Origin of the sequence: Pseudomonas sp. C9-3 (genome assembly GCF_032392015.1) — a bacterium.
Taxonomy (GTDB): domain Bacteria; phylum Pseudomonadota; class Gammaproteobacteria; order Pseudomonadales; family Pseudomonadaceae; genus Pseudomonas; species Pseudomonas nitroreducens.
In genome coordinates this window covers 4,254,565-4,275,641 of sequence record NZ_CP135919.1, presented here as the reverse complement: position 1 = coordinate 4,275,641, position 21,077 = coordinate 4,254,565, and the positions used below count along the sequence as shown (strand labels likewise).

General features: G+C 66.6%; 21 protein-coding genes and 1 riboswitch. Of the genes, 14 read left to right on the top strand and 7 right to left on the bottom strand.

Features of this window, described 5'->3' with window-relative positions; all coding sequences use genetic code 11:
• Positions 1 to 115: 115 nt before the first annotated feature.
• Positions 116 to 1,117 carry a D-cysteine desulfhydrase gene (locus RS899_RS19580; protein ID WP_315807877.1) on the bottom strand — a complete coding sequence of 334 codons (1,002 nt, stop codon included), beginning with the start codon at positions 1,115 to 1,117 and terminating at the stop codon, positions 116 to 118.
• A 283-nt stretch (positions 1,118 to 1,400) separates the two neighbouring features.
• On the opposite strand from RS899_RS19580, the gene RS899_RS19575 reads away from it, so the two are divergent.
• From RS899_RS19575 to RS899_RS19565, 3 genes are all read left to right on the top strand, one after another.
• Entirely contained in the window at positions 1,401 to 1,805 is a 405-nt protein-coding gene (locus tag RS899_RS19575; RefSeq protein ID WP_315807876.1) for a hypothetical protein, read from the top strand.
• A 118-nt stretch (positions 1,806 to 1,923) separates the two neighbouring features.
• Positions 1,924 to 2,130, top strand: coding sequence for a hypothetical protein (locus tag RS899_RS19570; protein ID WP_054907451.1), 207 nt, complete (start codon positions 1,924 to 1,926; stop codon positions 2,128 to 2,130).
• A gap of 202 nt (positions 2,131 to 2,332) precedes the next feature.
• Positions 2,333 to 2,584 carry a hypothetical protein gene (locus RS899_RS19565; RefSeq protein WP_233299126.1) on the top strand — a complete coding sequence of 84 codons (252 nt, stop codon included), beginning with the start codon at positions 2,333 to 2,335 and terminating at the stop codon, positions 2,582 to 2,584.
• 56 nt (positions 2,585 to 2,640) lie between these two features.
• Here the strand turns inward: RS899_RS19565 and RS899_RS19560 are convergent, their stop codons facing one another.
• The 5 genes from RS899_RS19560 to RS899_RS19540 all read right to left on the bottom strand — a co-directional run bounded on the left by RS899_RS19560 (position 2,641) and on the right by RS899_RS19540 (position 8,400).
• On the bottom strand, positions 2,641 to 4,641 hold the full coding sequence (locus RS899_RS19560) for an acyltransferase family protein (protein ID WP_315807875.1): 2,001 nt from the start codon (positions 4,639 to 4,641) through the stop codon (positions 2,641 to 2,643).
• Positions 4,642 to 4,904: 263 nt separating this feature from the next.
• Entirely contained in the window at positions 4,905 to 5,537 is a 633-nt protein-coding gene (locus RS899_RS19555) for an ABC-type transport auxiliary lipoprotein family protein (RefSeq protein ID WP_315807874.1), read from the bottom strand.
• On the bottom strand, positions 5,534 to 6,472 hold the full coding sequence (locus RS899_RS19550) for an MlaD family protein (protein WP_054907455.1): 939 nt from the start codon (positions 6,470 to 6,472) through the stop codon (positions 5,534 to 5,536). The genes RS899_RS19555 and RS899_RS19550 overlap by 4 nt, the downstream gene beginning before the upstream one ends.
• A complete protein-coding gene (locus tag RS899_RS19545; protein ID WP_024764577.1) occupies positions 6,473 to 7,258 on the bottom strand; it encodes an ABC transporter ATP-binding protein in 786 nt (261 codons plus the stop codon). It abuts the gene before it with no gap.
• Positions 7,255 to 8,400 carry an MlaE family lipid ABC transporter permease subunit gene (locus RS899_RS19540; RefSeq protein ID WP_315807873.1) on the bottom strand — a complete coding sequence of 382 codons (1,146 nt, stop codon included), beginning with the start codon at positions 8,398 to 8,400 and terminating at the stop codon, positions 7,255 to 7,257. The genes RS899_RS19545 and RS899_RS19540 overlap by 4 nt, the downstream gene beginning before the upstream one ends.
• Positions 8,401 to 8,530: 130 nt before the next feature.
• Positions 8,531 to 8,755, top strand: a riboswitch (cobalamin riboswitch).
• 277 nt (positions 8,756 to 9,032) lie between these two features.
• Here RS899_RS19540 and cobO point away from each other — a divergent pair.
• The 10 genes from cobO (at position 9,033) to RS899_RS19490 (ending at position 18,333) form a co-directional block, all read left to right on the top strand.
• Positions 9,033 to 9,644, top strand: a complete 612-nt coding sequence (gene cobO / locus RS899_RS19535) for a cob(I)yrinic acid a,c-diamide adenosyltransferase (protein ID WP_313464535.1) — start codon at positions 9,033 to 9,035, stop codon at positions 9,642 to 9,644.
• Positions 9,645 to 9,672: 28 nt separating this feature from the next.
• Positions 9,673 to 10,965: a cobyrinate a,c-diamide synthase gene (locus tag RS899_RS19530; protein WP_315807872.1), complete on the top strand. Its 1,293-nt coding sequence runs from the start codon at positions 9,673 to 9,675 to the stop codon at positions 10,963 to 10,965.
• Positions 10,962 to 11,612, top strand: coding sequence for a 5,6-dimethylbenzimidazole synthase (gene bluB, locus RS899_RS19525; protein ID WP_315807871.1), 651 nt, complete (start codon positions 10,962 to 10,964; stop codon positions 11,610 to 11,612). The genes RS899_RS19530 and bluB overlap by 4 nt, the downstream gene beginning before the upstream one ends.
• Positions 11,609 to 12,694, top strand: a complete 1,086-nt coding sequence (cbiB, locus tag RS899_RS19520; RefSeq protein WP_233299134.1) for an adenosylcobinamide-phosphate synthase CbiB — start codon at positions 11,609 to 11,611, stop codon at positions 12,692 to 12,694. The genes bluB and cbiB overlap by 4 nt, the downstream gene beginning before the upstream one ends.
• On the top strand, positions 12,694 to 13,695 hold the full coding sequence (gene cobD, locus RS899_RS19515; protein ID WP_315807870.1) for a threonine-phosphate decarboxylase CobD: 1,002 nt from the start codon (positions 12,694 to 12,696) through the stop codon (positions 13,693 to 13,695). The genes cbiB and cobD overlap by 1 nt, the downstream gene beginning before the upstream one ends.
• A 29-nt stretch (positions 13,696 to 13,724) precedes the next feature.
• Positions 13,725 to 15,173 (top strand): cobyric acid synthase, encoded by a 1,449-nt coding sequence (locus RS899_RS19510; RefSeq protein ID WP_315810457.1) that lies wholly within the window; start codon positions 13,725 to 13,727, stop codon positions 15,171 to 15,173.
• A 172-nt stretch (positions 15,174 to 15,345) separates the two neighbouring features.
• A complete protein-coding gene (gene cobU, locus RS899_RS19505) occupies positions 15,346 to 15,867 on the top strand; it encodes a bifunctional adenosylcobinamide kinase/adenosylcobinamide-phosphate guanylyltransferase (protein WP_054907463.1) in 522 nt (173 codons plus the stop codon).
• Positions 15,864 to 16,919, top strand: coding sequence for a nicotinate-nucleotide--dimethylbenzimidazole phosphoribosyltransferase (gene cobT / locus RS899_RS19500; RefSeq protein WP_038803293.1), 1,056 nt, complete (start codon positions 15,864 to 15,866; stop codon positions 16,917 to 16,919). Before cobU ends, cobT begins: the two co-directional genes overlap by 4 nt.
• On the top strand, positions 16,916 to 17,515 hold the full coding sequence (gene cobC, locus RS899_RS19495) for an alpha-ribazole phosphatase family protein (RefSeq protein WP_315807869.1): 600 nt from the start codon (positions 16,916 to 16,918) through the stop codon (positions 17,513 to 17,515). The genes cobT and cobC overlap by 4 nt, the downstream gene beginning before the upstream one ends.
• Before the next feature lie 113 nt (positions 17,516 to 17,628).
• On the top strand, positions 17,629 to 18,333 hold the full coding sequence (locus RS899_RS19490) for an adenosylcobinamide-GDP ribazoletransferase (RefSeq protein ID WP_315810456.1): 705 nt from the start codon (positions 17,629 to 17,631) through the stop codon (positions 18,331 to 18,333).
• Between the two features lie 267 nt (positions 18,334 to 18,600).
• Here RS899_RS19490 and RS899_RS19485 read toward each other — a convergent pair whose 3' ends face one another.
• On the bottom strand, positions 18,601 to 20,421 hold the full coding sequence (locus RS899_RS19485) for an acyl-CoA dehydrogenase C-terminal domain-containing protein (protein WP_315807868.1): 1,821 nt from the start codon (positions 20,419 to 20,421) through the stop codon (positions 18,601 to 18,603).
• Between the two features lie 174 nt (positions 20,422 to 20,595).
• Between RS899_RS19485 and RS899_RS19480 the strand changes: the two genes are divergently transcribed.
• A complete protein-coding gene (locus tag RS899_RS19480) occupies positions 20,596 to 21,012 on the top strand; it encodes a MarR family winged helix-turn-helix transcriptional regulator (protein ID WP_233299138.1) in 417 nt (138 codons plus the stop codon).
• The last annotated feature ends 65 nt before the right edge of the window (positions 21,013 to 21,077 follow it).

Genomic DNA, 21,077 nt, shown 5'->3' with positions numbered 1-21,077 from the left:
GTCCCCGTTTTTGGTGTTTTAAGCAGGTTAGTCAACGCGTGGCGACTATAGGGTCGGAATCGTTATGCAATAAAATAATAAAAAATTACATGCCTAGTTCTGGTTGGCATGTAGGTCAAGTCGCCGAATGATAGGCGAACAATGCCGGCGAACCGCCGGTGTGCAGGAAGAGGAGAGGTCCGGGTTTTACGAAGCGATCCCGGCGGATGCCGTCGAGCAATCCCGCCATCGCCTTGCCGGTGTACACGGGGTCCAGCAACAGGCCTTCCTGGCTCGCCAGCAGGCGGATCGCATCGAGCGTCCCGGCATTGGCTTCGCCGTAGCGCGGGCCAAAGTACTGGTCCCACAAGTGCACGGTCGGCACCGCCTGCACTTCGTGGCCGAGCAGTTGCAGCGTGCGCTCAACCAGTCCTTCCACCTTTGGCCTTTGTGCCGCATCGGTGCGCGAAACGGTCACGCCGATCACGTCCAGCTGCGGCAGCACATCGGCCAGTGCGATCGCAAGGCCTGCATGGGTACCGGCGCTTCCCGAGGCGAGTACCACGGCGGAGAACTCCTGGCCGCTGGCCTGAACCTGCTCGGCCAGCTCCAGCCCGGCGCGTACGTAGCCCAGGGCGCCCAGCGCGTTGGAGCCGCCAATGGGTACGATGTAAGGCTTGCGACCCTCGCTGAGCAGGCGTTCACCGGTGTGTGCCAGCAGCTCGTCCGCGCTATCGAGGTTGGGCACGAGTTCGATGTCGGTGCCGAACAGGTCCAGCAGCAGGCGGTTGCCGTTGCTCAGGTAATTGCGATCCTCGGTGCCGATGGGGTTTTCCAGCAACGCCACGCAGCGCAGACCGAGCTTCGCCGCAACGGCGGCGGTCTGGCGCACATGGTTGGACTGGATCGCGCCAGCGGTGACCAGCGTATCGGCGCCGGCCTTCAGTGCATCGGCGGCGAGGAATTCCAGCTTGCGCACCTTGTTGCCGCCCAGGGCGAAGGGTGTGGTGTCGTCACGCTTCACATACAGTTCGCGGCCCAGGGATGTGGACAGGCGTTCAAGCTTTTCCAGCGGCGTCGGGCTGCCGGCCAGGTCGAGGCGGGGAAAACGGGCGAGGGCTTCGCGAAGGGCGCTCATGAAGGATTCTCGATATGGCAGCGGAGTCGTCACGATAGAGCGCGGAAACTCCTCTCGCAATCTGCTGAGCGGCCGCTTGACGCCGGGCTGCATGGGAATGTCGCGTGACGACCCGCCATCTCGCCCTGGGAATCTCCGGAGGCTGTGAATCAATGTGCGGACAGCGGCTCGGCGAACCGCTACGCTCCACGCTCAGATCCGGAGTCTTCAACCGGGCGATAACGAAAGCAGGAAAACCAGGGCGGGAAATCCGATGACTTCAGCAGTACCTTCACGCGCTTCGATGCAACGCTGGACTTTCCGGTTGCTCGGCGCACTGGCCCTGATGCTGGGGCTGAGCAGCCCGGCGCTGGCCGACCGGGTGATTCCCTCGGGGATGATGGTGGGCTTCGTCGACAGTGCGGTGTATCCGGTGATCACCCTGAAGCGACCGAAACCGAGCCTGCTGCGCCGGGTCATCACCATCGGCCTGTATGAGAAGACCATCAGCTATCCGCTGTCGGTGTCCATCCGTATCCGCGACGAGACCAATCGCTTCATGGTTTACGGCATGCTGCCGAATATCACCGGGAAGTTCGTCGGCATCAAGATGGGCCTGGATAGCCGGATCAGCCAGATCTGGGTGATGACCGAGGCGGAAGCGACCGAGTACGTGACCCGCCCGGACACGCTCTTCCCACCGAGCTGATGGCATCTCCTGCCGAACTGAACACTCTGCCTGCACCACTCGTGCGGGCAGGCAGCCGGAAGAGGGCGACATCGGCTATCATGTGCGCCGTTTCGACACTTTCAGAACCGGTCTACCCATGACGTCCTCCCAGCAACCACCCCGCGACGACAGCGCCGATAACGCGCAGGAACAACCCAAACTTTCCCTGGCCGAGCTGGCCAAGGCTGCGCTTGCTGCACAGAAGCAGGCTGCGTCCGCCTATCAGCACCGCAAGGCTCACGACAAGGCCGAGTTCCGCCCGCCGCACCCGCGCGGTTCGCGTCGCTCGATGGGCAAGCGCTGAGGCAGCCTCTCATCTGAAACTCCGTCAACCAGCGCTCTTGCGGGGAGCGCTGGCTGAACTGCGACGACCGTTTCAGGTCGTATTCGCATCTGCCGGGCCAGGTCGGCTGGCAATTTCCCGCTCTCGCGAACACGTCAAGGATCGACAGCTGCGCACCCCCTATGCCATGGCTGGAGAGGCGCCTCGCGTCAAAGGAGAATCAATGAAAGTCCTCGTTCCCATTTTCTCGCTGCTGGCGCTCGCCGGCTGCATCACCATGACCGGCAACTACGAGGTCACCGCTCACGATGAGTCGGGCAAGGAGCTGAGCAAGGGCAAGTTCCTCGCCCACGGCAGCGGCATCTACACCGTGCGCAACTCACTGTGCTCGGTCTACCCGAAGGCTATCGTCACCATCAGGGACGTGGAGTCGGACCAGGAACTGGAAGGTGAAAGTCCCTATCACTGCCATTGAATCAAGAGCCCGGCGGATGCCGGGCTCTTGTCGATTGCAGTGCGGCTAGTCGCCGGTCAGAGCGGCGATTGCTCCGCCTTCCGGGGCGAGGCGGCATGTCCTTCACCGGCAAGACGCTCCGCGAAGATCGGCTGGAACATCGGCACTAGCAGGCGATTGCCGAATTCGCTCAGGTGATCGTCGTCGTAGTACAGCGGGCGGCCATCGCGGCTGGCCGAGCACTGCTGGCCATCGCACAGGTAAGGTATCGGGTCCAGAAGATGGGCGCCGCACTGCTTGCCCGCAAGATCCTGTACCTGACTGACGAAGGCGTTGCGCTGCCGGTAGGTCTGCTGGCTCACGGACAGCTTGCGCTCACGCTTGAGCAGCATGGCTCGGCCCATGGCCTCCGGCACCCGCACGCCCATTTCCGGGGTCGGACGCACCAGGTACAGCGGATGATTCGCCGCCAGCGCGCAGGCGGTGGCCACGTAGTGCTCGCGGTATTCGGCCAACAGCGCCTTACTGGCGGTGTCCTCGGGTTCGTCGAAATACAGCTTGGGTTTGTTCGGTGTCTCGTCCGCCTCACCTACCAGGCCACCGAAGAGGTAATAGGACGCCCGGTTGATCACGATCACCGGGGTGCCCGGCAGGAGACCGGCCTGGCGTTGTTGCAGGCGGCCGAGAATCTTCTGGCAGATTTCCTGTTTGGGCGTGTCCAGTTGGGCGCCGAAGATGATCGGGCAGCCGCTGGTGCCGATGAACAGTACGCCGTCGTTGGGGGATGGCAGGCTGGCGACGATGGCGTTCACGATGGCCTGGGCGTGGCTGTCGCCCAGTACGATGGCACGGGTGTTCGGGCCGCCGTACTGGCATTCGGTCTTGGCGTCGCATTCGTCCAGGCGCGGGTTGCGGTTATCGCGCTCGTCGTCCACGCGTTGCACGGCTTCGGGCAGGCGATTCACAAAGTCCGCCTTGCGCACCACCTTTGCCGGCCCTATCACCACCAGCATGGCGCCGACCACAGCGGCAGTTGCTGCCATTGGCCGCAGGTTGCCGAGGCGGCGGCCGCTGGGCTGCTCCACCCAGTGATAGGACAGGTGCCCCAGTATCAGCGTCAGCGCCAGGCCGGCGGCGATTGCCATTGGCTGTCGGGACAGCTCCAGGTAGGCCAGGGCCACTACTACCGGCCAATGCCAGAGATAGATCGAGTAAGAGCGGATTCCCAGCCATTGCGCTATGCCATTGGCGGTCAGCCTGGCATCGTCACGCCGTGCCAGCAGCACCAGCGCGGCGCCGCTGACCGGGATCAGGCTCAGCAGGCCAGGCCAGCTCATCTCCGGTGTGATGAGCAGCAGCGAGCCGATGATCAATCCCATGCCGGCACGCTCTATCCATACGCTTTGGCGTGCGCTGAGTTGCCAGCGTGCCTGGATCAGGAAGATGACACCGCCGGCCAGCAGCTCCCAGGCACGGGAGGGGAAGAAGTAGAACGCCTGTGAAGGGTTCTTGTCGGCCAGCAGGACGCAGTAGCCCAGAGAGGCCAACGCCACCGAACCGAGCAGCGCCAGCAACCAGCGGTGCCCGCCGAGCCATCGCCACGCGGCCACCAGCAGCAGTGGGAATAGCAGGTAGAACTGCCACTCCACGGACAGTGACCAGGTGTGCAGCAGCCACTTGTCATGGGAGGCCACATCGAAATAGCCGGCCTCCTTCATGAACATGCGGTTGGAGGTGAACAGCACGCTGCCCCACACATGCTTGCCCAGTCGCTGGTAATCCGAGGGCAACAGGAAGAACCAGCCCAGGGCCAACAGCACCGCACAGAGTGCCAGTAGCGCCGGCAGGATGCGGCGCGCACGGGCGAGGTAGAAGTTCCAGAAGGAGAAACCGGCTGGGGCAGCCAGCGCACCAAGGATGATGCCGGTCATCAGGTAGCCGGAGATGACGAAGAAGACATCCACGCCGACGAAGCCGCCGGTAAAGCCGCTGATACCAAAGTGATACAAGACCACCGCGACAACCGCCCAGGCCCGCAGGCCGTTGATGTCGTGGCGGAAACTGCCTGGACTGCGCAACGAAGATTCCTCGAACTGCAAATCGGGCGCTGCAAGTCGGACAGCACCACGCGAGAAAATTGGACACCGCCGCCGGCTGGCCCGGCGGGGCGCGGAAATGTATCTTGCCTGATACGTAAATGCTATCCGCGGGGCACTGATGCTCCGACAGATGTTGTGCAGATTTTGTACAAAATATGAGCGGATTTCGTAAAGGAAGGTTCCGCCGGATTCGGCTATCCCTGGGGGCCATCAAAAAGGCCGACTTTCGCCGGCCTTTTTGATCAGGGAGTGGAGGGTGATGTGGTGTGTTGCCGCTGCCCTTGTTGCAGTGTCCACTCCACTACCTGCGCGGAAAGCTGATCGGCGGCCTTGCCGAAGGCGCTGACCACTTCGGGCACCTGCTTGCCATCCACCGGCTGGCTGACCTCGAAGCTGCGCGAGGCGACGATGCGCTGGCCGAGCGTGCGCACCAGGCGGGCGTCGTAGCGGATGTGGATCACCGGTTTACCGCTCTGGTACTCGCTCTGGAAGGCGCGTAGCTCGCCCGTCAGGTCGAGGTCGGCTTGCAGGCTGGTTTCGTCGCTACTCAGGGCGCGGATGCTGCCGTTGGCGGTGAAGGCGTCGAGCAGGCGGTCACGCAACAGGCCCGGCGCACGGTTGCTCCAGCGTGCCCCCTGGTAGCTGCTCAGCTGGTTGCCCTGCGGGACCACGGCGATGCGGTTGCTGTCCAGCGCCAGGCTGGCGGTAGGCGCGCTGACCCGCAGCGACCAGTTCACCGCCGCGCTGCCGCGCGCGGGTTGCTGGGTGGCCGGCAGCAGGTAGAAGTCCGGGCTTTCCGCTTTCGGCAGGATCGAGCAGGCGCCCAGCAGACCAACCAGAGTGGCGACGCCGAGCAGGCGGGGAAGGGCGGTCATGGCTGGAACTCCTTGTTGCGCTCGCGGCCGAGCAGGTAGCCGGTGGGGTTCTCCTGCAGGCGACGGGTGACGCCGCGCAGGTCTTCCAGGGTGGAGCGCAGTTCACGGATCGCCGGGCCGATCTCGCCCAGGCCATTGAGGCCGCCGTTCACCGAGTCGTAGTTGCTGTTCAGCAATTGCTCTACCCGTTCGCTGCTGGCGCGCAGGGACGCAAGGGTCTTCTGGGTGTCGTCGAGAATCGTCTGGCCCTTGCCGCCCAGGGTCTGGTTCGCGCGGTCGAGCAACTGGCTGGCATTGGCCAGGGTGACGCGCGCCTGCTCGCTGGCGGCGGCCAGTTCCTTGAAGGTCCGACGGATGTCGTCGCGCTGTTCGGCGACCACGCCGGTGGCCTGGTCGATGTGGTCCAGGGTGCGGCTGATGCGGTCGACGTTCTCCTGGGAGAACATGCGGTTCACGTTGTTGATCAGGTTGTTGATGTTGGTGGCGATGTCCTCGCCGTTGGCCAGAAGCTTGGCGAAGGGCGACGGGATGGTCTTGATCACCGGGATTTCGCCATCCTTGGCCTCCAGTGGCGGGCTGTCCTGGCCGGCGCTGGAGAGCTGGATGATGGCCTGGCCGGTGACGCCGGTAAGGGCCAGCTTGGCGCGCGTGTCCTCGCGGATCGGCGTGCTGTCGTAGACGCGGATGCGCGCGCGGACCTTGCGCGGGTCATTCGGGTCCAGGCGCAGCGAGACCACGTCGCCGACGCGGATGCCGCTGTACTGGACGGTGCCGCCTTCGGACAGGCCGGTCACCGCCTCGCTGAAGATCACGTCGTAGATCTTGTAGCGCTGGTCGTTGCTCGATTGCGCCAGCCAGAGCGCGAAGAGCAGCGCACCGATAGATACCACGAGCGTGAACAGGCCGATCAGCACGTGATGGGCACGGGTTTCCATTCAGCTTTCCTCCCGCAGGTGTTCGGTGGCCTGCAGCGCGGCACGGCCGCGTGGGCCGTGGAAATAATCCTGTACCCAGGCGTCGTCGGTCTGGGCGACCTGGTCCAGCGGGCCGACCACCAGCACCCGCTTCTGCGAGAGCACGGCGACGCGGTCGCAGATGGTGTAGAGGGTGTCCAGGTCGTGGGTGACCAGGAACACGGTGAGACCGAAGGCGTCGCGCAGGGTCAGGATGAGTTGGTCGAAGGCCGCCGCGCCGATGGGGTCGAGGCCGGCGGTGGGTTCGTCGAGGAACAGGATGTCCGGGTCCAGCGCCAGGGCGCGGGCCAGGGCGGCGCGCTTGACCATCCCGCCGGACAGTTCGGCGGGATACTTGGCCCCTGCGTCCGGCGGCAGGCCGGCAAGGGAAATCTTCACCTTGGCCATGAACTCGGCGTCGCTGCGCGACAGGCCGGCGTGCTCGATCAGTGGCAGGCAGATGTTCTCGCTCACGGTCAGCGAGGAGAACAGCGCGCCGTTCTGGAACAGCACGCCAAAGCGTCGTTCGAGCTTCGAGCGCTCCAGCGGCGGCAGCGCCGGCAGGTTCTGCCCGAACACGTGGACGCTGCCTTCGCTGGGCTGGCGCAGGCCGATGATACTGCGTAGCAGTACTGACTTGCCGGTGCCCGAGCCGCCGACCACGCCGAGTATCTCGCCCTTCATCACATCGAGGTCGAGATGCTCGTGCACGGCGTGGGTGCCGAAGCGGTTGGCCAGGTCGCGGACGACAATGATCGGTTCGCTCACCAGCCCATCTCCATGAAGAACAGCGCGAACATCGCATCCAGCAGGATTACCACGAAGATCGACTGGACCACGCTGGAAGTCGTGTGCTCGCCCACCGACTGGGCGCTGCCGCTGACGCGGAAGCCTTCCAGGCAGCCAATCACGGCGATGATGAAGGCAAATACCGGGGCTTTGACGATACCGACCAGGAAGTGCTGTACGGCGATGTCGTTCTGCAGCATGTAGAGGAACATGCGTGGCGAGATGTCCAGGCTCAGCGCGCAGACCACGCCGCCGCCGAAGATGCCGGAAATCATCGCCAGGAAGGTCAGCATCGGCAGGGTCAGCAGCAGCGCCAGCACGCGCGGCAGCACCAGCAGCTCCACGGGGTCGAGGCCCAGGGCCTGGATGGCGTCGATCTCCTGGTTGGCCTTCATCGAGCCGATCTGCGCGGTGAAGGCGCTGGCGGTGCGGCCAGCGAGCAGGATCGCGGTGAGCAGCACGCCGAATTCACGCAGGAAGGAGAAGCCCACCAGGTCGACGGTATAGATCTGCGCGCCGAATTTCTGCAGCACCGTGGCGCCGAGGAAGGCCACCACCGCGCCGACCATGAAGGTGAGCAGGGCGACGATGGGCACGGCGTCCAGGCCGGTTTCTTCCATATGCGCGGCCAGTGCGGTCAGTCGCCAGCGACGCGGCCGGAACAGGTTGCGCACCAGGGTTTGCAGGGTCAGGCCGATGAAGCCGAGTACGCCGATCAGGTGGTCCTTGAACGTCAGGGTGGCGACGCCGATGCGCTCCAGCACGTCGACTAGCGCGTTGCCCGGTGCCGGGCCCTTCTCGTCCAGCCGGCACTGGGTAATGGCGCTGCCCACCGTGCGCAGCAGCGCCTGGCGCTCGGCGGGGAGGTTGCGGGCAATCTGATCGAGCTGGCTCATGCGCGCGCCGCCGATGATCTCGGCGAGCAGTGCGGCGCCGGCGGTATCCAGCGCGCCAAGGCCGGCGAAATCCAGCTCGGCGGGGGACTCGGCGTTGCGCTGGGCGGCGACCTGGGCTTGCAGCGTGGTGAAGTGCGCGAGTGTCCAGTCGCCGCTGATGTGCATCAGGGACGGGGTCGCGGAGGTGTCGAGCTGAAGCTGGCCGGGTTGGGCAGTCGTCGTCATGATTCGCATTCTAGCGAAGTTGAGCGGCCTGACCACTTGACTTGTGTGACCCTTTTTAGAGCCCTGGCGGTTCTACGGGTGGGCCCCGGCGACAGTCTGTTCAATTGACGCCCCAGCCCGCCAGCCACTAAGCTGCGCGCCTGCTTCAGGTGCCCGCGGCGCAAGTCGAGGGTGAAACAGGGAAGCCGGTGAATTCGATGATCAATCGAGCATTCCGGCGCTGCCCCCGCAACGGTAAGCGAGCTTCGAACCGCATCCGCCACTGTGCCACTGGCATGGGAAGGCGCGGTTCTTTCGGAAACGCCAGGCGCTTCCACTCGCAAGCCCGGAGACCGGCCTGCTGCATCGCATGGCATCGCGGGAGGCGCTGCCGATCGTCGTGGCGCTCCCTGGCGCCGCGCGTTCGATGTCCTCCGCCTGCCCCGACTGGTCAGTGCCGCGCGGGTGAGAGCGGCGGAGAATCCTTCAGGTGAATTCCCTGTTTCCCAAGCCGACGGCTTTCGCGCCGAGCGGCTTTTACCGCATGGCGCCGACGCATGCCGGCGGTTCGTTCCTGCCCATCCCATTCTCCGCTCGCTGCCGCCCGGCCAGCGAGCTGGCGCCTGCGCGCTCCCTTTCTAGAGGCAAACCCCATGACTGAATCCCCTGAAAAGGACGAACGCCACCGTTCGCGCATGCAGCGCAAGAAATCGGTGATCGACGAGAAGATCGCCCAGGCCCAGGGCGAACGCGGTGTGTTCCTGGTCAACAGCGGCAACGGCAAGGGCAAGAGCAGCTCGGCCTTCGGCATGGTCGCCCGCGCGCTGGGCCACGGCATGAAGGTCGGGGTGGTGCAGTTCATCAAGGGGGCTGCGACCACCGGCGAGGAGGCGTTCTTCCGCCGCTTCCCCGAGGAAGTCAGCTTCCATGTCATGGGCGAAGGCTTTACCTGGGAAACCCAGGATCGCCAGCGCGACATCGCCAAGGCACAGGCTGCCTGGGATGTGGCACGCCAACTGCTGAGCGACCCGCAAGTCGGCCTGGTGGTGCTGGACGAGGTGAACATCGCCCTCAAGCACGGCTATCTGGAGCTGGACACCGTGCTCGCCGACATTGCCGCCCGCCCGCCGATGCAGCATGTGGTCGCCACCGGCCGTGGCGTGCAACCGGCCATGGTCGAGGCCGCCGATACCGTGACCGAGATGGGCCTGGTGAAACATGCCTTCAAGGCTGGCATCAAGGCGCAGAAAGGGGTGGAGTTCTGATGCATCCCGTTGTGGCGGAGCGCGCCCGATGACCTCTCGCCAATGCCCTGCACTGCTGATCGCCGCTCCCGCCTCCGGGCAGGGCAAGACCACCGTGACCGCTGCCCTGGCGCGCCTGCACACGCGCCTCGGGCGCAAGGTGCGGGTGTTCAAGTGCGGCCCGGACTTCCTCGACCCGATGATCCTCGCCCGCGCCAGCGGCGCGCCGGTCTATCAGTTGGACCTGTGGATGGTCGGCGAGGGCGAAAGCCGCCGGTTGCTCTGGGAGGCGGCCGGTGAGGCCGACCTGATTCTCATCGAAGGCGTGATGGGCCTGTTCGATGGCTCGCCCTCGGCCGCCGATCTTGCGCGGCGCTTCAACGTGCCGGTGATGGCGGTGATCAATGGCCAGTCCATGGCCCAGACCTTCGGCGCGATGGCCGTCGGCATGGCCACCTACCAGAGCGACCTGCCGTTCTCCGGCGTGCTCGCCAACCGCATCGGCAGCCAGCGCCACCGCGACCTGGTGCGTGACAGCCTGCCGGAATGGATTCGCTGGTATGGCGCGCTGCCGCGCGACACCGAGGTCGAGTTGCCCAGCCGTCATCTCGGGCTGGTGCAGGCCGACGAACTGGCCGACCTCGACGCACGCCTGGACGCCGCCGCCGATGCCCTGGCCGCCAGTGCCAGCACCGAGTTGCCGGCGCCGGTGAGCTTCGCCGCGCCCGAACCTCGTAGCGAGTCTTCCCGCCTCGACGGCGTGCGCATTGGCGTGGCGCGAGACAACGCCTTTGCCTTCCTCTATCAGGCCAACCTCGATCTGTTGCGCGAGCTGGGCGCCGAACTGGTGTTCTTTTCGCCGCTGCGTGACGAATTACTGCCGGAGGTGGACAGCCTCTATCTGCCCGGCGGCTACCCGGAGCTGCACTTGCAAGCGCTGGCCGACAACCGCGCCATGGCCCAGGCGATTCACGCCCACCACGAGATGGGCAAGCCGATCCTCGCCGAGTGCGGCGGCATGCTCTATCTGCTCGATGCCCTGACCGACGTAGCTGGCGAGCGTGCGGAGCTGCTGGGCCTGCTGCCGGGTGAGGCGCGCATGCAGAAGCGATTGGCCGCGCTGGCGTTGCAGGCCGTGACGCTGCTCGAAGGTACCCTGCACGGACACACCTTCCACCATTCGTTGCTCGACAGCACTGAAGTACCGCTGGCCCGTGGCGTCTGCCCCAACGACAAGCCGGTGGCCGAAGCCGTGTTCCGACGTGGCCGTCTCACGGCGTCCTATATCCACTTCTACCTGCCATCCGACCCGGACGCCGCAGCGGCACTCTTCAGACCATGACCGACCACGCCTACAGCCCCGAGGAACGCGCCGCGCTCTACCGCGCCATCGCCGAGCGCCGCGACATGCGTCATTTCAGCGGTGGCGAGGTGGCGCCCGAATTGCTCGCGCGCCTGCTGGAAGCTGCCCACCAGGCGCCGAGCGTCGGCCTGATGCAGCCTTGGCGCTTCATCCGCGTGACGTCCAGAGACGTGCGCCAGTCGATCCACCAATTGGTGGAAGAGGAACGCATTCGTACCGCCGAAGCGCTGGGTGAGCGCTCCGATGAGTTCATGAAGCTGAAGGTCGAGGGCGTGCTCGACTGTGCCGAGGTGCTGGTGGCCGCGCTGATGGATGGCCGCGAGGCGCATGTCTTCGGTCGCCGCACGTTGCCGAACATGGACCTTGCATCGCTGTCCTGCGCCATCCAGAACCTCTGGCTGGCTTCCCGTGCGGAAGGGCTGGGCATGGGCTGGGTGTCGCTGTTCGACCCTGCCGCGCTCGGTGACCTGCTTGGCCTGCCAGACGGTGCCGAGGCGGTGGCAGTGATCTGTCTGGGGCCGGTCAGCGAGTTCTATCCCGCCCCGATGCTGGCCCTGGAGGGCTGGCGCCAGCCGCGCTCGCTGGACGAGTTGGTGTTCGAAAACCGCTGGGGAGAGAAGGCATGAGCCTGGCCTTGCTGAGCGTCCTTGGCGTGGCGCTGGACGCCCTGCTGGGCGAGCCGAAACGCTGGCATCCGCTAGTGGCCTTCGGGCGGTTGGCGGATCGGCTGGAACGAAGGTTCAATCGTTCTCGAGTGGCCGACAGCGCCGAAAAGCTCCCTTTCCCTAACCCTGGCTGCGCGCCCCGCTCCGAAGGGAGAGGGGATCGATCGGAGCAGGCGGACACGGTGGTGTCAGCCGGCACATTCAACTCCCTGTCCCTTCAGGGAGAGGGAGTATCAGCGAGCACCATTACGCCCAAGAGCGACACCCCCGGCCTCGGCTGGCGCAGCCATGGTGTCACCGCGTGGATCATCGCAGTCATTCCGCTGACTCTCATCGCGCTGTTGCTGAGTCTTTTGCCCTACGTCGGCTGGATCGTCCAGGTGCTGGCGCTCTACGCCGCGCTGGGCCTGCGCAGTCTGGGCGAACACGCCGATCCGGTGGTGCTGGCGCTGCGTAGTGGCGACCTCAACGAGGCGCGCCTGCGCGTGGGTTACGTGGTCAGCCGCGAAACTGCCGAGCTGGACGAAACCGCGGTGGCCCGCGCGGCCACCGAGTCGGTGCTGGAGAATGGCAGCGACGCGGTCTTCGCGGCGCTGTTCTGGTTCGCCGTGGCGGGTGCTCCGGGCGTGGTGCTCTACCGCCTGAGCAACACCCTCGATGCCATGTGGGGCTACCGCAATGCGCGCTTCGAACGGTTCGGCTGGGCCGCGGCGAAGATCGACGATGTGCTCAACTACATTCCCGCCCGGCTGGTGGCGCTGACTTACGCACTGCTGGGCCACACCCGGCTGGCCCTGCGCTGCTGGCGCACGCAGGCGCCAAAATGGGACAGCCCCAACGCCGGCCCGGTGATGGCGGCCGGCGCGGGGGCTCTGGGCGTTTCGCTCGGCGGCTCCGCCCGCTACCACGGCGAACTCCACGAACGCCCGCAGCTGGGCGAAGGCCCGGCGCCGACTGCCGTGGATATCTGGCGCGCGCTTGCCCTGGTGCGTCAGGGCGTGTTGTTGTGGTTGCTGATCATCCTGATTCTGGGAGTGCTCTGATGCTCGAACATGGCGGCCGGTTGCGCAAAGCGGCGCAGCAGTACGGAATTCCGCTCTCCGAGTGGCTCGACCTGTCCACCGGCATTTCGCCCTGGCCGTGGGCGTTGCCCAGCGTGCCGACGGCAGCCTGGATGCGCCTGCCCGAAGACAGCGACGGCCTCGAAGCCGCGGCGCGGCGCTACTACGGTGCCGAGAAGCTGCTGGCGCTACCCGGCAGCCAGGCGGCGATCCAGCTGCTGCCGCGCTTGCGCCGGCCGGGCAAGGTCGGCGTGGTCTCGCCCTGTTACGCCGAGCACGCCGAATCCTGGCGTGCCGCCGGGCACATCCTGCGCGAAGTCAGCGACCAGGAAGTTCCTCATCACCTGGAGCGATTCGACGTGCTGGTGGTGGTCAATCCGAACAACCCCACGGGGAAGCGCATCGAGGTTGGCGTACTGCTGGAATGGCACGCGCGCCTTCAGGAGCGCGGCGGCTGGCTGGTGGTGGACGAAGCATTCATGGACTGCACGCCCGAGCACAGCCTGACGCCCAGTTGCGCCAGCCGTCCGGGGCTGATCGTGCTGCGCTCCTTCGGCAAATTCTTCGGCCTAGCTGGCGCAAGGCTCGGCTTCGCCTTCGCCGAGCCGCGCCTGCTGGAAAGCCTGGCGAAACTGCTCGGCCCCTGGGCGGTGAACGGCCCTACGCGCTGGGTTGCCCAGGCGGTGCTGGGCGAGTTTCAGGAGCAGATCCAGCGGCGCCGCGATCTCAATGAAGCGAGTCGGCGCCTGGCTGGCCTCCTGGGCGAGCACGGCTTCGCGCCCCAGGGCGGCACGGCGCTGTTCCAGTGGGTGGTGTCCATGCGTGCTCACGCGCTGCGCGACCATCTGGCGCGCCAGGGCATTCTCGTGCGCCTGTTCGAGACGCCCGGCAGCCTGCGCTTCGGCCTGCCGCCGGACGAGAAGGGCTGGGAGCGCCTGGAACATGGCCTGCGTACCTTCAACCAGATGGAGAGCCTGCGGTGACGTCGCCCAGCGCACACAGCGCGACCTTGATGGTGCAGGGCACCACTTCGGATGCCGGCAAGAGCACGCTGGTGACGGCGCTGTGCCGCTGGCTGCGCCGCCAGGGCGTGGCGGTGGTGCCGTTCAAGCCGCAGAACATGGCGCTCAACAGTGCGGTGACCGCCGACGGCGGCGAAATCGGCCGTGCCCAGGCGGTGCAGGCGCAGGCCTGCCACCTGGCACCGCACACCGACATGAACCCGGTGCTGCTCAAGCCCAACAGCGACACCGGCGCCCAGGTGATCATCCATGGCCGCGCGGTCACCAGCATGAACGCGGTGGCCTATCACGACTACAAGCGCGTGGCGATGCAGGCGGTGCTCGAGTCCCATCAGCGCCTGAGCGCGCAGTACCCGGTGGTGATGGTGGAAGGCGCGGGCTCGCCGGCGGAGATCAACCTGCGCGCCAACGACATCGCCAACATGGGCTTCGCCGAGGCAGTGGACTGCCCGGTGATCCTGATCGCCGATATCGATCGTGGCGGCGTGTTCGCCCACCTCGTGGGCACCCTGGAGCTGCTCTCCGAGAGCGAGCGGGCGCGGGTGAAGGGCTTCGTCATCAACCGTTTCCGTGGCGATATCGCGTTGCTGCAGAACGGCCTCGACTGGCTGGAAGAGCGCACCGGCGTGCCCGTACTGGGCGTGCTCCCGTACCTGATGGACTTCCATCTGGAAGCCGAGGATGCCATCGACACCCGCCAGGCCGCCAAGACCGGCGAGCGACTGCGTGTCGTCGTGCCGGTGCTGCCGCGCATCAGCAACCACACCGATTTTGATCCGCTGCGCCTGCACCCGCAGGTGGAGCTGACTTTCGTCGGCCCCGGCCAGCCGATCCCACCGGCGGACCTGATCATCCTGCCTGGCTCCAAGAGCGTGCGGCCGGACCTGGCCTTTCTCCGTGAGCACGGCTGGGGCGTGGCGATCCAGCGCCACCTGCGCTACGGCGGCAAGGTGCTGGGTATCTGCGGTGGCCTGCAGATGCTCGGCCGTACCCTGGCCGATCCGCATGGGCTGGAAGGTGCGGCGGGGGAGAGCGAGGGGCTCGGCCTGCTGGACCTGCGCACCGTGCTGGAACCGGAGAAGCAACTGCGCAACGTCAACGGCCGGCTGGCGCTGGAAGACGCGCCGGTGAGCGGCTACGAGATTCACGCCGGCGTCACCGAAGGCCCGGCGCTGGCCAATCCCGCCGTGCGCCTGAGCGATGGCCGTGCCGACGGTGCGTTGAGCGACGATGGCCAGGTGATGGGCACCTATCTGCACGGGCTGTTCGAGTCCTCCGCCTCCAGTGCCGCGCTGCTGCGCTGGGCGGGGCTGCGCGAGGTGCAGCAGATCGATTACCACGCCCTGCGCGAACGCGACATCGAGCGCCTGGCCGACCAGGTCGAGGCGCATCTGGATACCGAAAAACTGAGGGCGTTATGCGGACTGCAGGGCGCATGACCGTTCGCGGTTATCCCCCATCCCGCCTAGCCGTGAAGTCGACGAATAACGCCGGAGACACGCTTTCTTGTAGGAGCGAGCTTGCTCGCGAACCGCATGACTCCGGCGTGACCGGAAACCTCTGTTCGCGAGCAAGCTCGCTCCCACAGGGGCTGACCTACTGGAAGAACCCATGCTTGAACTGATCCTCGGCGGCGCCCGCTCGGGCAAGAGCCGCCTGGCCGAGCGCCTGGCGCAGGACAGCGGCCTGCCGGTCACCTACGTCGCCACGGCCCAGGCCGGCGACGGCGAGATGTCCGCGCGCATCCTCCAGCACCGCGAGCGCCGCCCGGAACACTGGGGCCTGGTGGAAGAACCGCTGGCCCTGGCCGACGCACTGGAGCGCCTGGCCGCCCCCGGCCACTGCGTGCTGGTGGATTGCCTGACCCTGTGGGTTACCAACCTGCTGATCCATGAAGACGGCTGGCGCCTGCGCGGCGAGATCGACGCGCTGCTGGAAACGCTGCCGCAACTGCCGGGGCGCATCCTCCTGGTCAGCAACGAAACCGGGCTGGGCGTGGTGCCGATGGGCGAGCTCAGCCGCCGATATGTCGACGAGGCCGGCTGGTTGCACCAGTCCCTGGCCGAGGTCAGCGAGCGCGTGGTGTTCACCGTCGCCGGCCTGCCCATGGTGTTGAAGGGGGAAGCGTTATGAGTCTGCAATGGTGGCTGCAAGGCACCCAACCGATCGACCGCGTGGCGCAGGACAAAGCCGCCGCGCGTCAGGACCAACTGACCAAGCCGCGTGGCGCACTGGGCCGGCTGGAAGAGGAAACCATCCGCCTGGCCGGCCTGCAAGGCCGCGAGCGGCCGGGCCTGGAGCATGTCTGGATCGCCCTGTTCGCCGGTGACCACGGGGTGGTGGCGGAGGGCGTATCGGCCTATCCGCAGGCGGTGACCGTCGAGATGCTGCGCAACTTCGTGCGCGGCGGCGCGGCAATCAGCGTGCTGGCGCGCGACCTCGATGCGCGCCTGGAGGTCATCGACCTCGGCACGGCAACGCCGCTGGAGCCGCTGCCGGGTGTGCTGCACGTGATGGTCGGCGCCGGTACGGCGAACTTCACCAAGGAGCCGGCGATGACCGCCGCGCAATGCCTGATCGCCCTGGAAGCCGGCCGCGAGTCCGTGCGCCGCGCGCAACAGGCCGGCGCCGAGCTGTTCATCGGCGGCGAGATGGGCATCGGCAACACCAGTGCCGCCGCTGCGCTGGCCTGCGCGCTGCTCGACGAACCGGCCCGCGCGCTGGTCGGCCCCGGCACGGGGCTGGACTCGCAGGGGGTCGCCCGCAAGGTCGAGGTGATCGACCGCGCGCTGGCGCTGCACCGCGCCCACTGCGACGAGCCATTCGAAGCGCTGTGCCGCCTGGGCGGCTTCGAGATTGCCGCACTGGTCGGCGCCTACCTGGCATGTGCGCAGAAGGGCATTGCCGTGCTGGTGGACGGCTTCATCTGCAGCACTGCCGCGCTGTGCGCGATTCATCTGAATCCGGCCTGTCGCGACTGGCTGCTGTTCGCCCATGCCGGTGCCGAGCCGGGGCACAACCGTGTGCTGGCCGCGCTCAACGCGCAGCCGTTGCTGGACCTTGGCCTGCGCCTGGGCGAGGGCAGTGGCGCGGCGCTGGCAGTGCCGCTGCTGCGCCAGGCCTGCCGGCTGCACAGCGAGATGGCGACCTTCGCCGAGGCGGCGGTATCGGATCGCCCGGCATGACGCTGCGGCTGGAATTGCTGCGCCACGGCGAGACCGAGCGCGGCGGTGGCTTTCGCGGACGGCTGGACGACGCGCTGACCGAGAGCGGTTGGGCGCAGATGCGCGCGGCGGTGGGCGGCGAGTGCCGCTGGGCGGCGCTGGTCAGCTCGCCGTTGCAGCGTTGCGCGGCCTTCGCCCAGGAACTTGCGGCGCGCCACGGCCTGCCGCTGGGCTTCGAGGCGGGCTTGCAGGAGCTGGACTTCGGCCAGTGGGAAGGCATTTCGCCAGCTAAGCTGATGGAGACGGATGCGCAGGCGCTCGGACGCTTCTGGGACGATCCCTACGCTTTCCCTCCACCTGGCGGCGAGGCCATGGGCGACTTCGAATCCCGCGTCTTTGCAGCGCTGGAGCGGCTCTACCAGGCCCATGCCGGATCTTCCGTACTGGTTGTCACCCATGGCGGTGTGATGCGCCTGTTCGGCGCCCTGGCCAGCGGCCTGCCGGCGAAGCGTCTGCTGGAAGTGGTGGTGGCCCACGGCGAATGCATGGTGCTGGACGTGACCCGCGAGGGCGACGGCTGGCACATCCAGAAAGCGCAATCACAAGTCGAGCCCTGATGAGCAACCTGCACCCGGAACGCGACCAGGAAGCCCCCGAGCCGCCCGCTGAAGCGAGTGGCGAAGACGCGCGCGCCGCCCAGCTCAGTGACTGGTCCCTGCCGCTGGTGGCGATGCAGTTCCTGACCCGCCTGCCGGTGCGCCTGGGGCACATGCCGACGCCGCAGCAGTTCGGTCGCGCGACGCTGTATTACCCGCTGGTGGGGCTGCTGATCGGGGCGGTGCTGTTCGCCATGGGCGAGTTGCTCAGCGGCGTGCACCTGCTGTTGCAGGCGGCACTCATCCTTCTGGTGTGGGTGGCCTTCACCGGCGCGCTGCACCTCGACGGCCTGGCCGACACGGCGGATGCCTGGATCGGCGGGCTGGGCGATCGCGAACGTACGCTGGCGATCATGAAGGACCCACGCTGCGGCCCGGCCGCGGTGGTCGCCCTGGTGCTGTTGCTGCTGCTGAAGTTCGCGGCGATCACCGCCATTCTCGGCAACCACCAGCACTGGGGTTTGCTGCTGGCGCCCTGGCTGGGTCGCTGCGCGTTGCCGCTGCTGTTCTACACCACCGATTACGCGCGCAAGGGCGGCCTGGGCCAGGCGCTGGCCGATCACCTGCCGCGCCGCGCGATGCCCTGGATGCTGGCGGCCAACGCCGCGCTGATGGTGCTGGTGGGCCTGACCGGCATGCTGGCGTTGGCGGTCGCGCTGGTGATGTTCGTCTGGCTGCGCAGCCGCTTCATCGCCCGCCTGGGCGGCACCACCGGGGATACCGCCGGGGCGATGCTGGAGATGATCGAGTGCGCGGTGCTGGTGGCGTTGGCACTCTAAAAGGCACGCCGGCATTACGCGGGAATTTCGTCGCGGCGCTTGAGTTCTTTCCCTCTCCCTAACCCTGGCTACGCGTCCCGCTCCGAAGGGAGAGGGGACTGTACGGCGTCAAGCGAAACACCTTGGCAGCCGACAACTCCGAATGGCGCCCCCAAAGCTGTAAGGCATCGAGCGAAGCACCTTCCTCGCCGGCAACTCCGAACGGCTCCCTCTCCCTTCAGGGAGAGGGTTGGGGAGAGGGCGAGGGCAAAGCCCCGTGCTGAACCCTCAATCGAACGCAAAATGCTCCGTCTTCAACCCCATGATCGACCGCACCGGCTTGGCCATCGCTGACGCGTGCCCCTTGGCGCGGGGTAGCAGGCGGGCGAAGTAGAAGTCACTGGTGGCGAGCTTGGCCTTGTAGAAGTCGCTCGATTCGCTGCCGCCCTGGCGCAGGCGCTTGCGTGCGGCGGCTTCCTGCAGTGCCCAGGAGTACGCCAGCGCGGCATAGCCGGAAAACATCAGGTAATCGTGGCTGGCGGTGCTCACCAGGTCGCGCTGTTTGCGCGCGGTGAGGGCGATGCGCAGCGTGAGGATGTTCCACTGCGCGCAGAGCTTGAGCAGCGTGAGGGCGCGGCCACGCATGGCCGGTTCCTGCTTGAGCAGGTCGACGGCGAACTTCGCCACCTGGCGGGTGAAGTCGCGCACGGCCTTGCCCTGGGTCATCAGCAGCACCTTGCGGCCGAGCAGGTCCAGCGCCTGGATGCCGGTGGTGCCCTCGTAGAGCGTGGCGATCCGCGCGTCGCGGACGATCTGCTCCATGCCGTGTTCCTTGATGTAGCCGTGGCCGCCGAACACCTGCATGCCGAGGTTGGCGCTCTCCAGGCCCAGTTCAGTCAAGCAGCCCTTGAGGATCGGGGTGAGGAAGCCGAGCTTGTCGTCCCAGCGGTCGTACTCGGCATTATCGTTGGTCAGTAGGCCCTGGATCATCTTGTCGGCGTACTGGGTGGCCAGGTAGATCAGCGCGCGGCCGCCCTCGGCCACGGCCTTCTGGGTCAGCAGCATGCGGCGCACATCGCCGTGGTGCATCAGGCTATCGGCGATCTCCCCCGGCTCCTTGGTGCCGGAAAGGGCACGCATGGAGCGGCGTTCGCGGGCATAGGCCAGCGCGCCCTGGTAGGCCAGCTCGGCGGTGGCCACGCCCTGGATGGCGGTGCCGATGCGCGCGCTGTTCATGAAGGTGAACATGCACTCCAGGCCCTTGTTCGGCTCGCCGATCAGGTAGCCGGTGGCGCCGTCGAAGTTCATCACGCAGGTGGCCGAGGCCTTGATGCCCATCTTCTTTTCCAGCGCGCCGCAGGTCACGCCGTTGCGCGGGCCGAGGCTGCCCCCGTCGCCCGGCAGAAACTTCGGCACGATGAACAGCGAGATGCCGCGCGTGCCCTTGGGCGCGTCAGGCAGGCGGGCGAGGACGATGTGCACGATGTTCTCGGTGAGGTCATGTTCGCCCGAGGAGATGAAGATCTTGGTGCCGGTGATGGCGTAGCTGCCGTCGGCGTTGGTTTCCGCGCGGGTCTTCACCTGGCCCAGGTCGGTGCCGCACTGCGGCTCGGTGAGGCACATGGTGCCGCCCCAGCGGCCTTCAGTGAGCGGGGTGAGGTAGGTGTGTTTCTGCTCCTCGGTGCCGTGCTGCATCACGGTGTTCATCGCGCCCAGCGACAGGCCCGGGTACATGGAGAACGGCCAGTTGGCGGTGCCCAGCATTTCCTGCTTGAGCGCGCCCAGGCTCATCGGCAGGCCCTGGCCGCCATATTCCACCGGGTGCGACAGGCCCTGCCAGCCGCCGGCCACGTAGGCGTCGTAGGCTTCCTTGAAACCCTTGGGCGTGCGGACTTCGCCGTTCTCCAGTTGGCAGCCTTCCTCGTCGCCGCTGTGGTAGAGCGGGGCGATCACCTCTTCGCAGAGCTTGGCGCATTCGCCGAGGATGGCATCGACCATGTCCGGCGTGGCTTCGCCGCCATTCACCAGGTTCTGGTAGTGGCCGGGGAAATCGAAGACTTCGTTGAGCAGGAAGCGGGTGTCGCGCAGCGGAGCTTTGTAGACGGGCATCGGGGACCTCGGACCGTGATGCGCCCCGCCGAAAGCGCGGGACTGGATGGCCGCAGTTATACGGCTGGTGCGATGCGGTGCCCTTGGCTGCGTCAACGCCGGGCGCTGGCAGATGGGACAATCGGTCGCATCGGCCATTGCGCTTGAACGATTGCGGGTATATACACGTATCCCATGCTGACCACCCAATGTCTCTGTACCAAACTGCGCCGCTCGGCCCGTGCCGTGACCCGCGTCTACGACGATGCCTTGAAAGGCGTCGGGCTGACGACTGCGCAGTTTTCCCTGTTGCGGCATCTGTCGCGGCTGGAGCAGCCGAGCATCTCCGACCTGGCCGAGGCCATGGGTCTGGACCGCAGTACGCTGGGGCGCAACCTCAAGCCGCTGGAAGCCGACGGCCTGGTGAAGCTGGAAGAGGGGGAGGACCTGCGCAACCGCATCGTCGCGCTGACTCCCGCAGGGTTGGAACGCATTGTCCGCGGCGGTGAAGCGTGGGACGCGGCGCAGGACGATGTAGCGGCCCACCTGGGCGATGAAAAGCGTCGGCAACTGGAAGCCCTGCTGGATGAACTGGCCGCGTTGGAGAGCTAGCGCGGGCCTGCGTGCACTGGATACGAACGATTAGAAGCGGGTATATACCCGTGTAGGAGCAAGTG

Coding starts and splice junctions, on each gene's coding strand:
- RS899_RS19580 (WP_315807877.1), bottom strand. CDS start 1,117: ATGAGCGCCCTTCGCGAAGCCCTCGCCCGTTTTCCCCGCCTCGACCTG.
- RS899_RS19575 (WP_315807876.1), top strand. CDS start 1,401: ATGCAACGCTGGACTTTCCGGTTGCTCGGCGCACTGGCCCTGATGCTG.
- RS899_RS19570 (WP_054907451.1), top strand. CDS start 1,924: ATGACGTCCTCCCAGCAACCACCCCGCGACGACAGCGCCGATAACGCG.
- RS899_RS19565 (WP_233299126.1), top strand. CDS start 2,333: ATGAAAGTCCTCGTTCCCATTTTCTCGCTGCTGGCGCTCGCCGGCTGC.
- RS899_RS19555 (WP_315807874.1), bottom strand. CDS start 5,537: ATGACCGCCCTTCCCCGCCTGCTCGGCGTCGCCACTCTGGTTGGTCTG.
- RS899_RS19550 (WP_054907455.1), bottom strand. CDS start 6,472: ATGGAAACCCGTGCCCATCACGTGCTGATCGGCCTGTTCACGCTCGTG.
- RS899_RS19540 (WP_315807873.1), bottom strand. CDS start 8,400: ATGACGACGACTGCCCAACCCGGCCAGCTTCAGCTCGACACCTCCGCG.
- cobO (WP_313464535.1), top strand. CDS start 9,033: ATGACTGAATCCCCTGAAAAGGACGAACGCCACCGTTCGCGCATGCAG.
- RS899_RS19530 (WP_315807872.1), top strand. CDS start 9,673: ATGACCTCTCGCCAATGCCCTGCACTGCTGATCGCCGCTCCCGCCTCC.
- bluB (WP_315807871.1), top strand. CDS start 10,962: ATGACCGACCACGCCTACAGCCCCGAGGAACGCGCCGCGCTCTACCGC.
- cbiB (WP_233299134.1), top strand. CDS start 11,609: ATGAGCCTGGCCTTGCTGAGCGTCCTTGGCGTGGCGCTGGACGCCCTG.
- cobD (WP_315807870.1), top strand. CDS start 12,694: ATGCTCGAACATGGCGGCCGGTTGCGCAAAGCGGCGCAGCAGTACGGA.
- RS899_RS19510 (WP_315810457.1), top strand. CDS start 13,725: ATGGTGCAGGGCACCACTTCGGATGCCGGCAAGAGCACGCTGGTGACG.
- cobU (WP_054907463.1), top strand. CDS start 15,346: ATGCTTGAACTGATCCTCGGCGGCGCCCGCTCGGGCAAGAGCCGCCTG.
- cobT (WP_038803293.1), top strand. CDS start 15,864: ATGAGTCTGCAATGGTGGCTGCAAGGCACCCAACCGATCGACCGCGTG.
- cobC (WP_315807869.1), top strand. CDS start 16,916: ATGACGCTGCGGCTGGAATTGCTGCGCCACGGCGAGACCGAGCGCGGC.
- RS899_RS19490 (WP_315810456.1), top strand. CDS start 17,629: ATGCAGTTCCTGACCCGCCTGCCGGTGCGCCTGGGGCACATGCCGACG.
- RS899_RS19485 (WP_315807868.1), bottom strand. CDS start 20,421: ATGCCCGTCTACAAAGCTCCGCTGCGCGACACCCGCTTCCTGCTCAAC.
- RS899_RS19480 (WP_233299138.1), top strand. CDS start 20,596: ATGCTGACCACCCAATGTCTCTGTACCAAACTGCGCCGCTCGGCCCGT.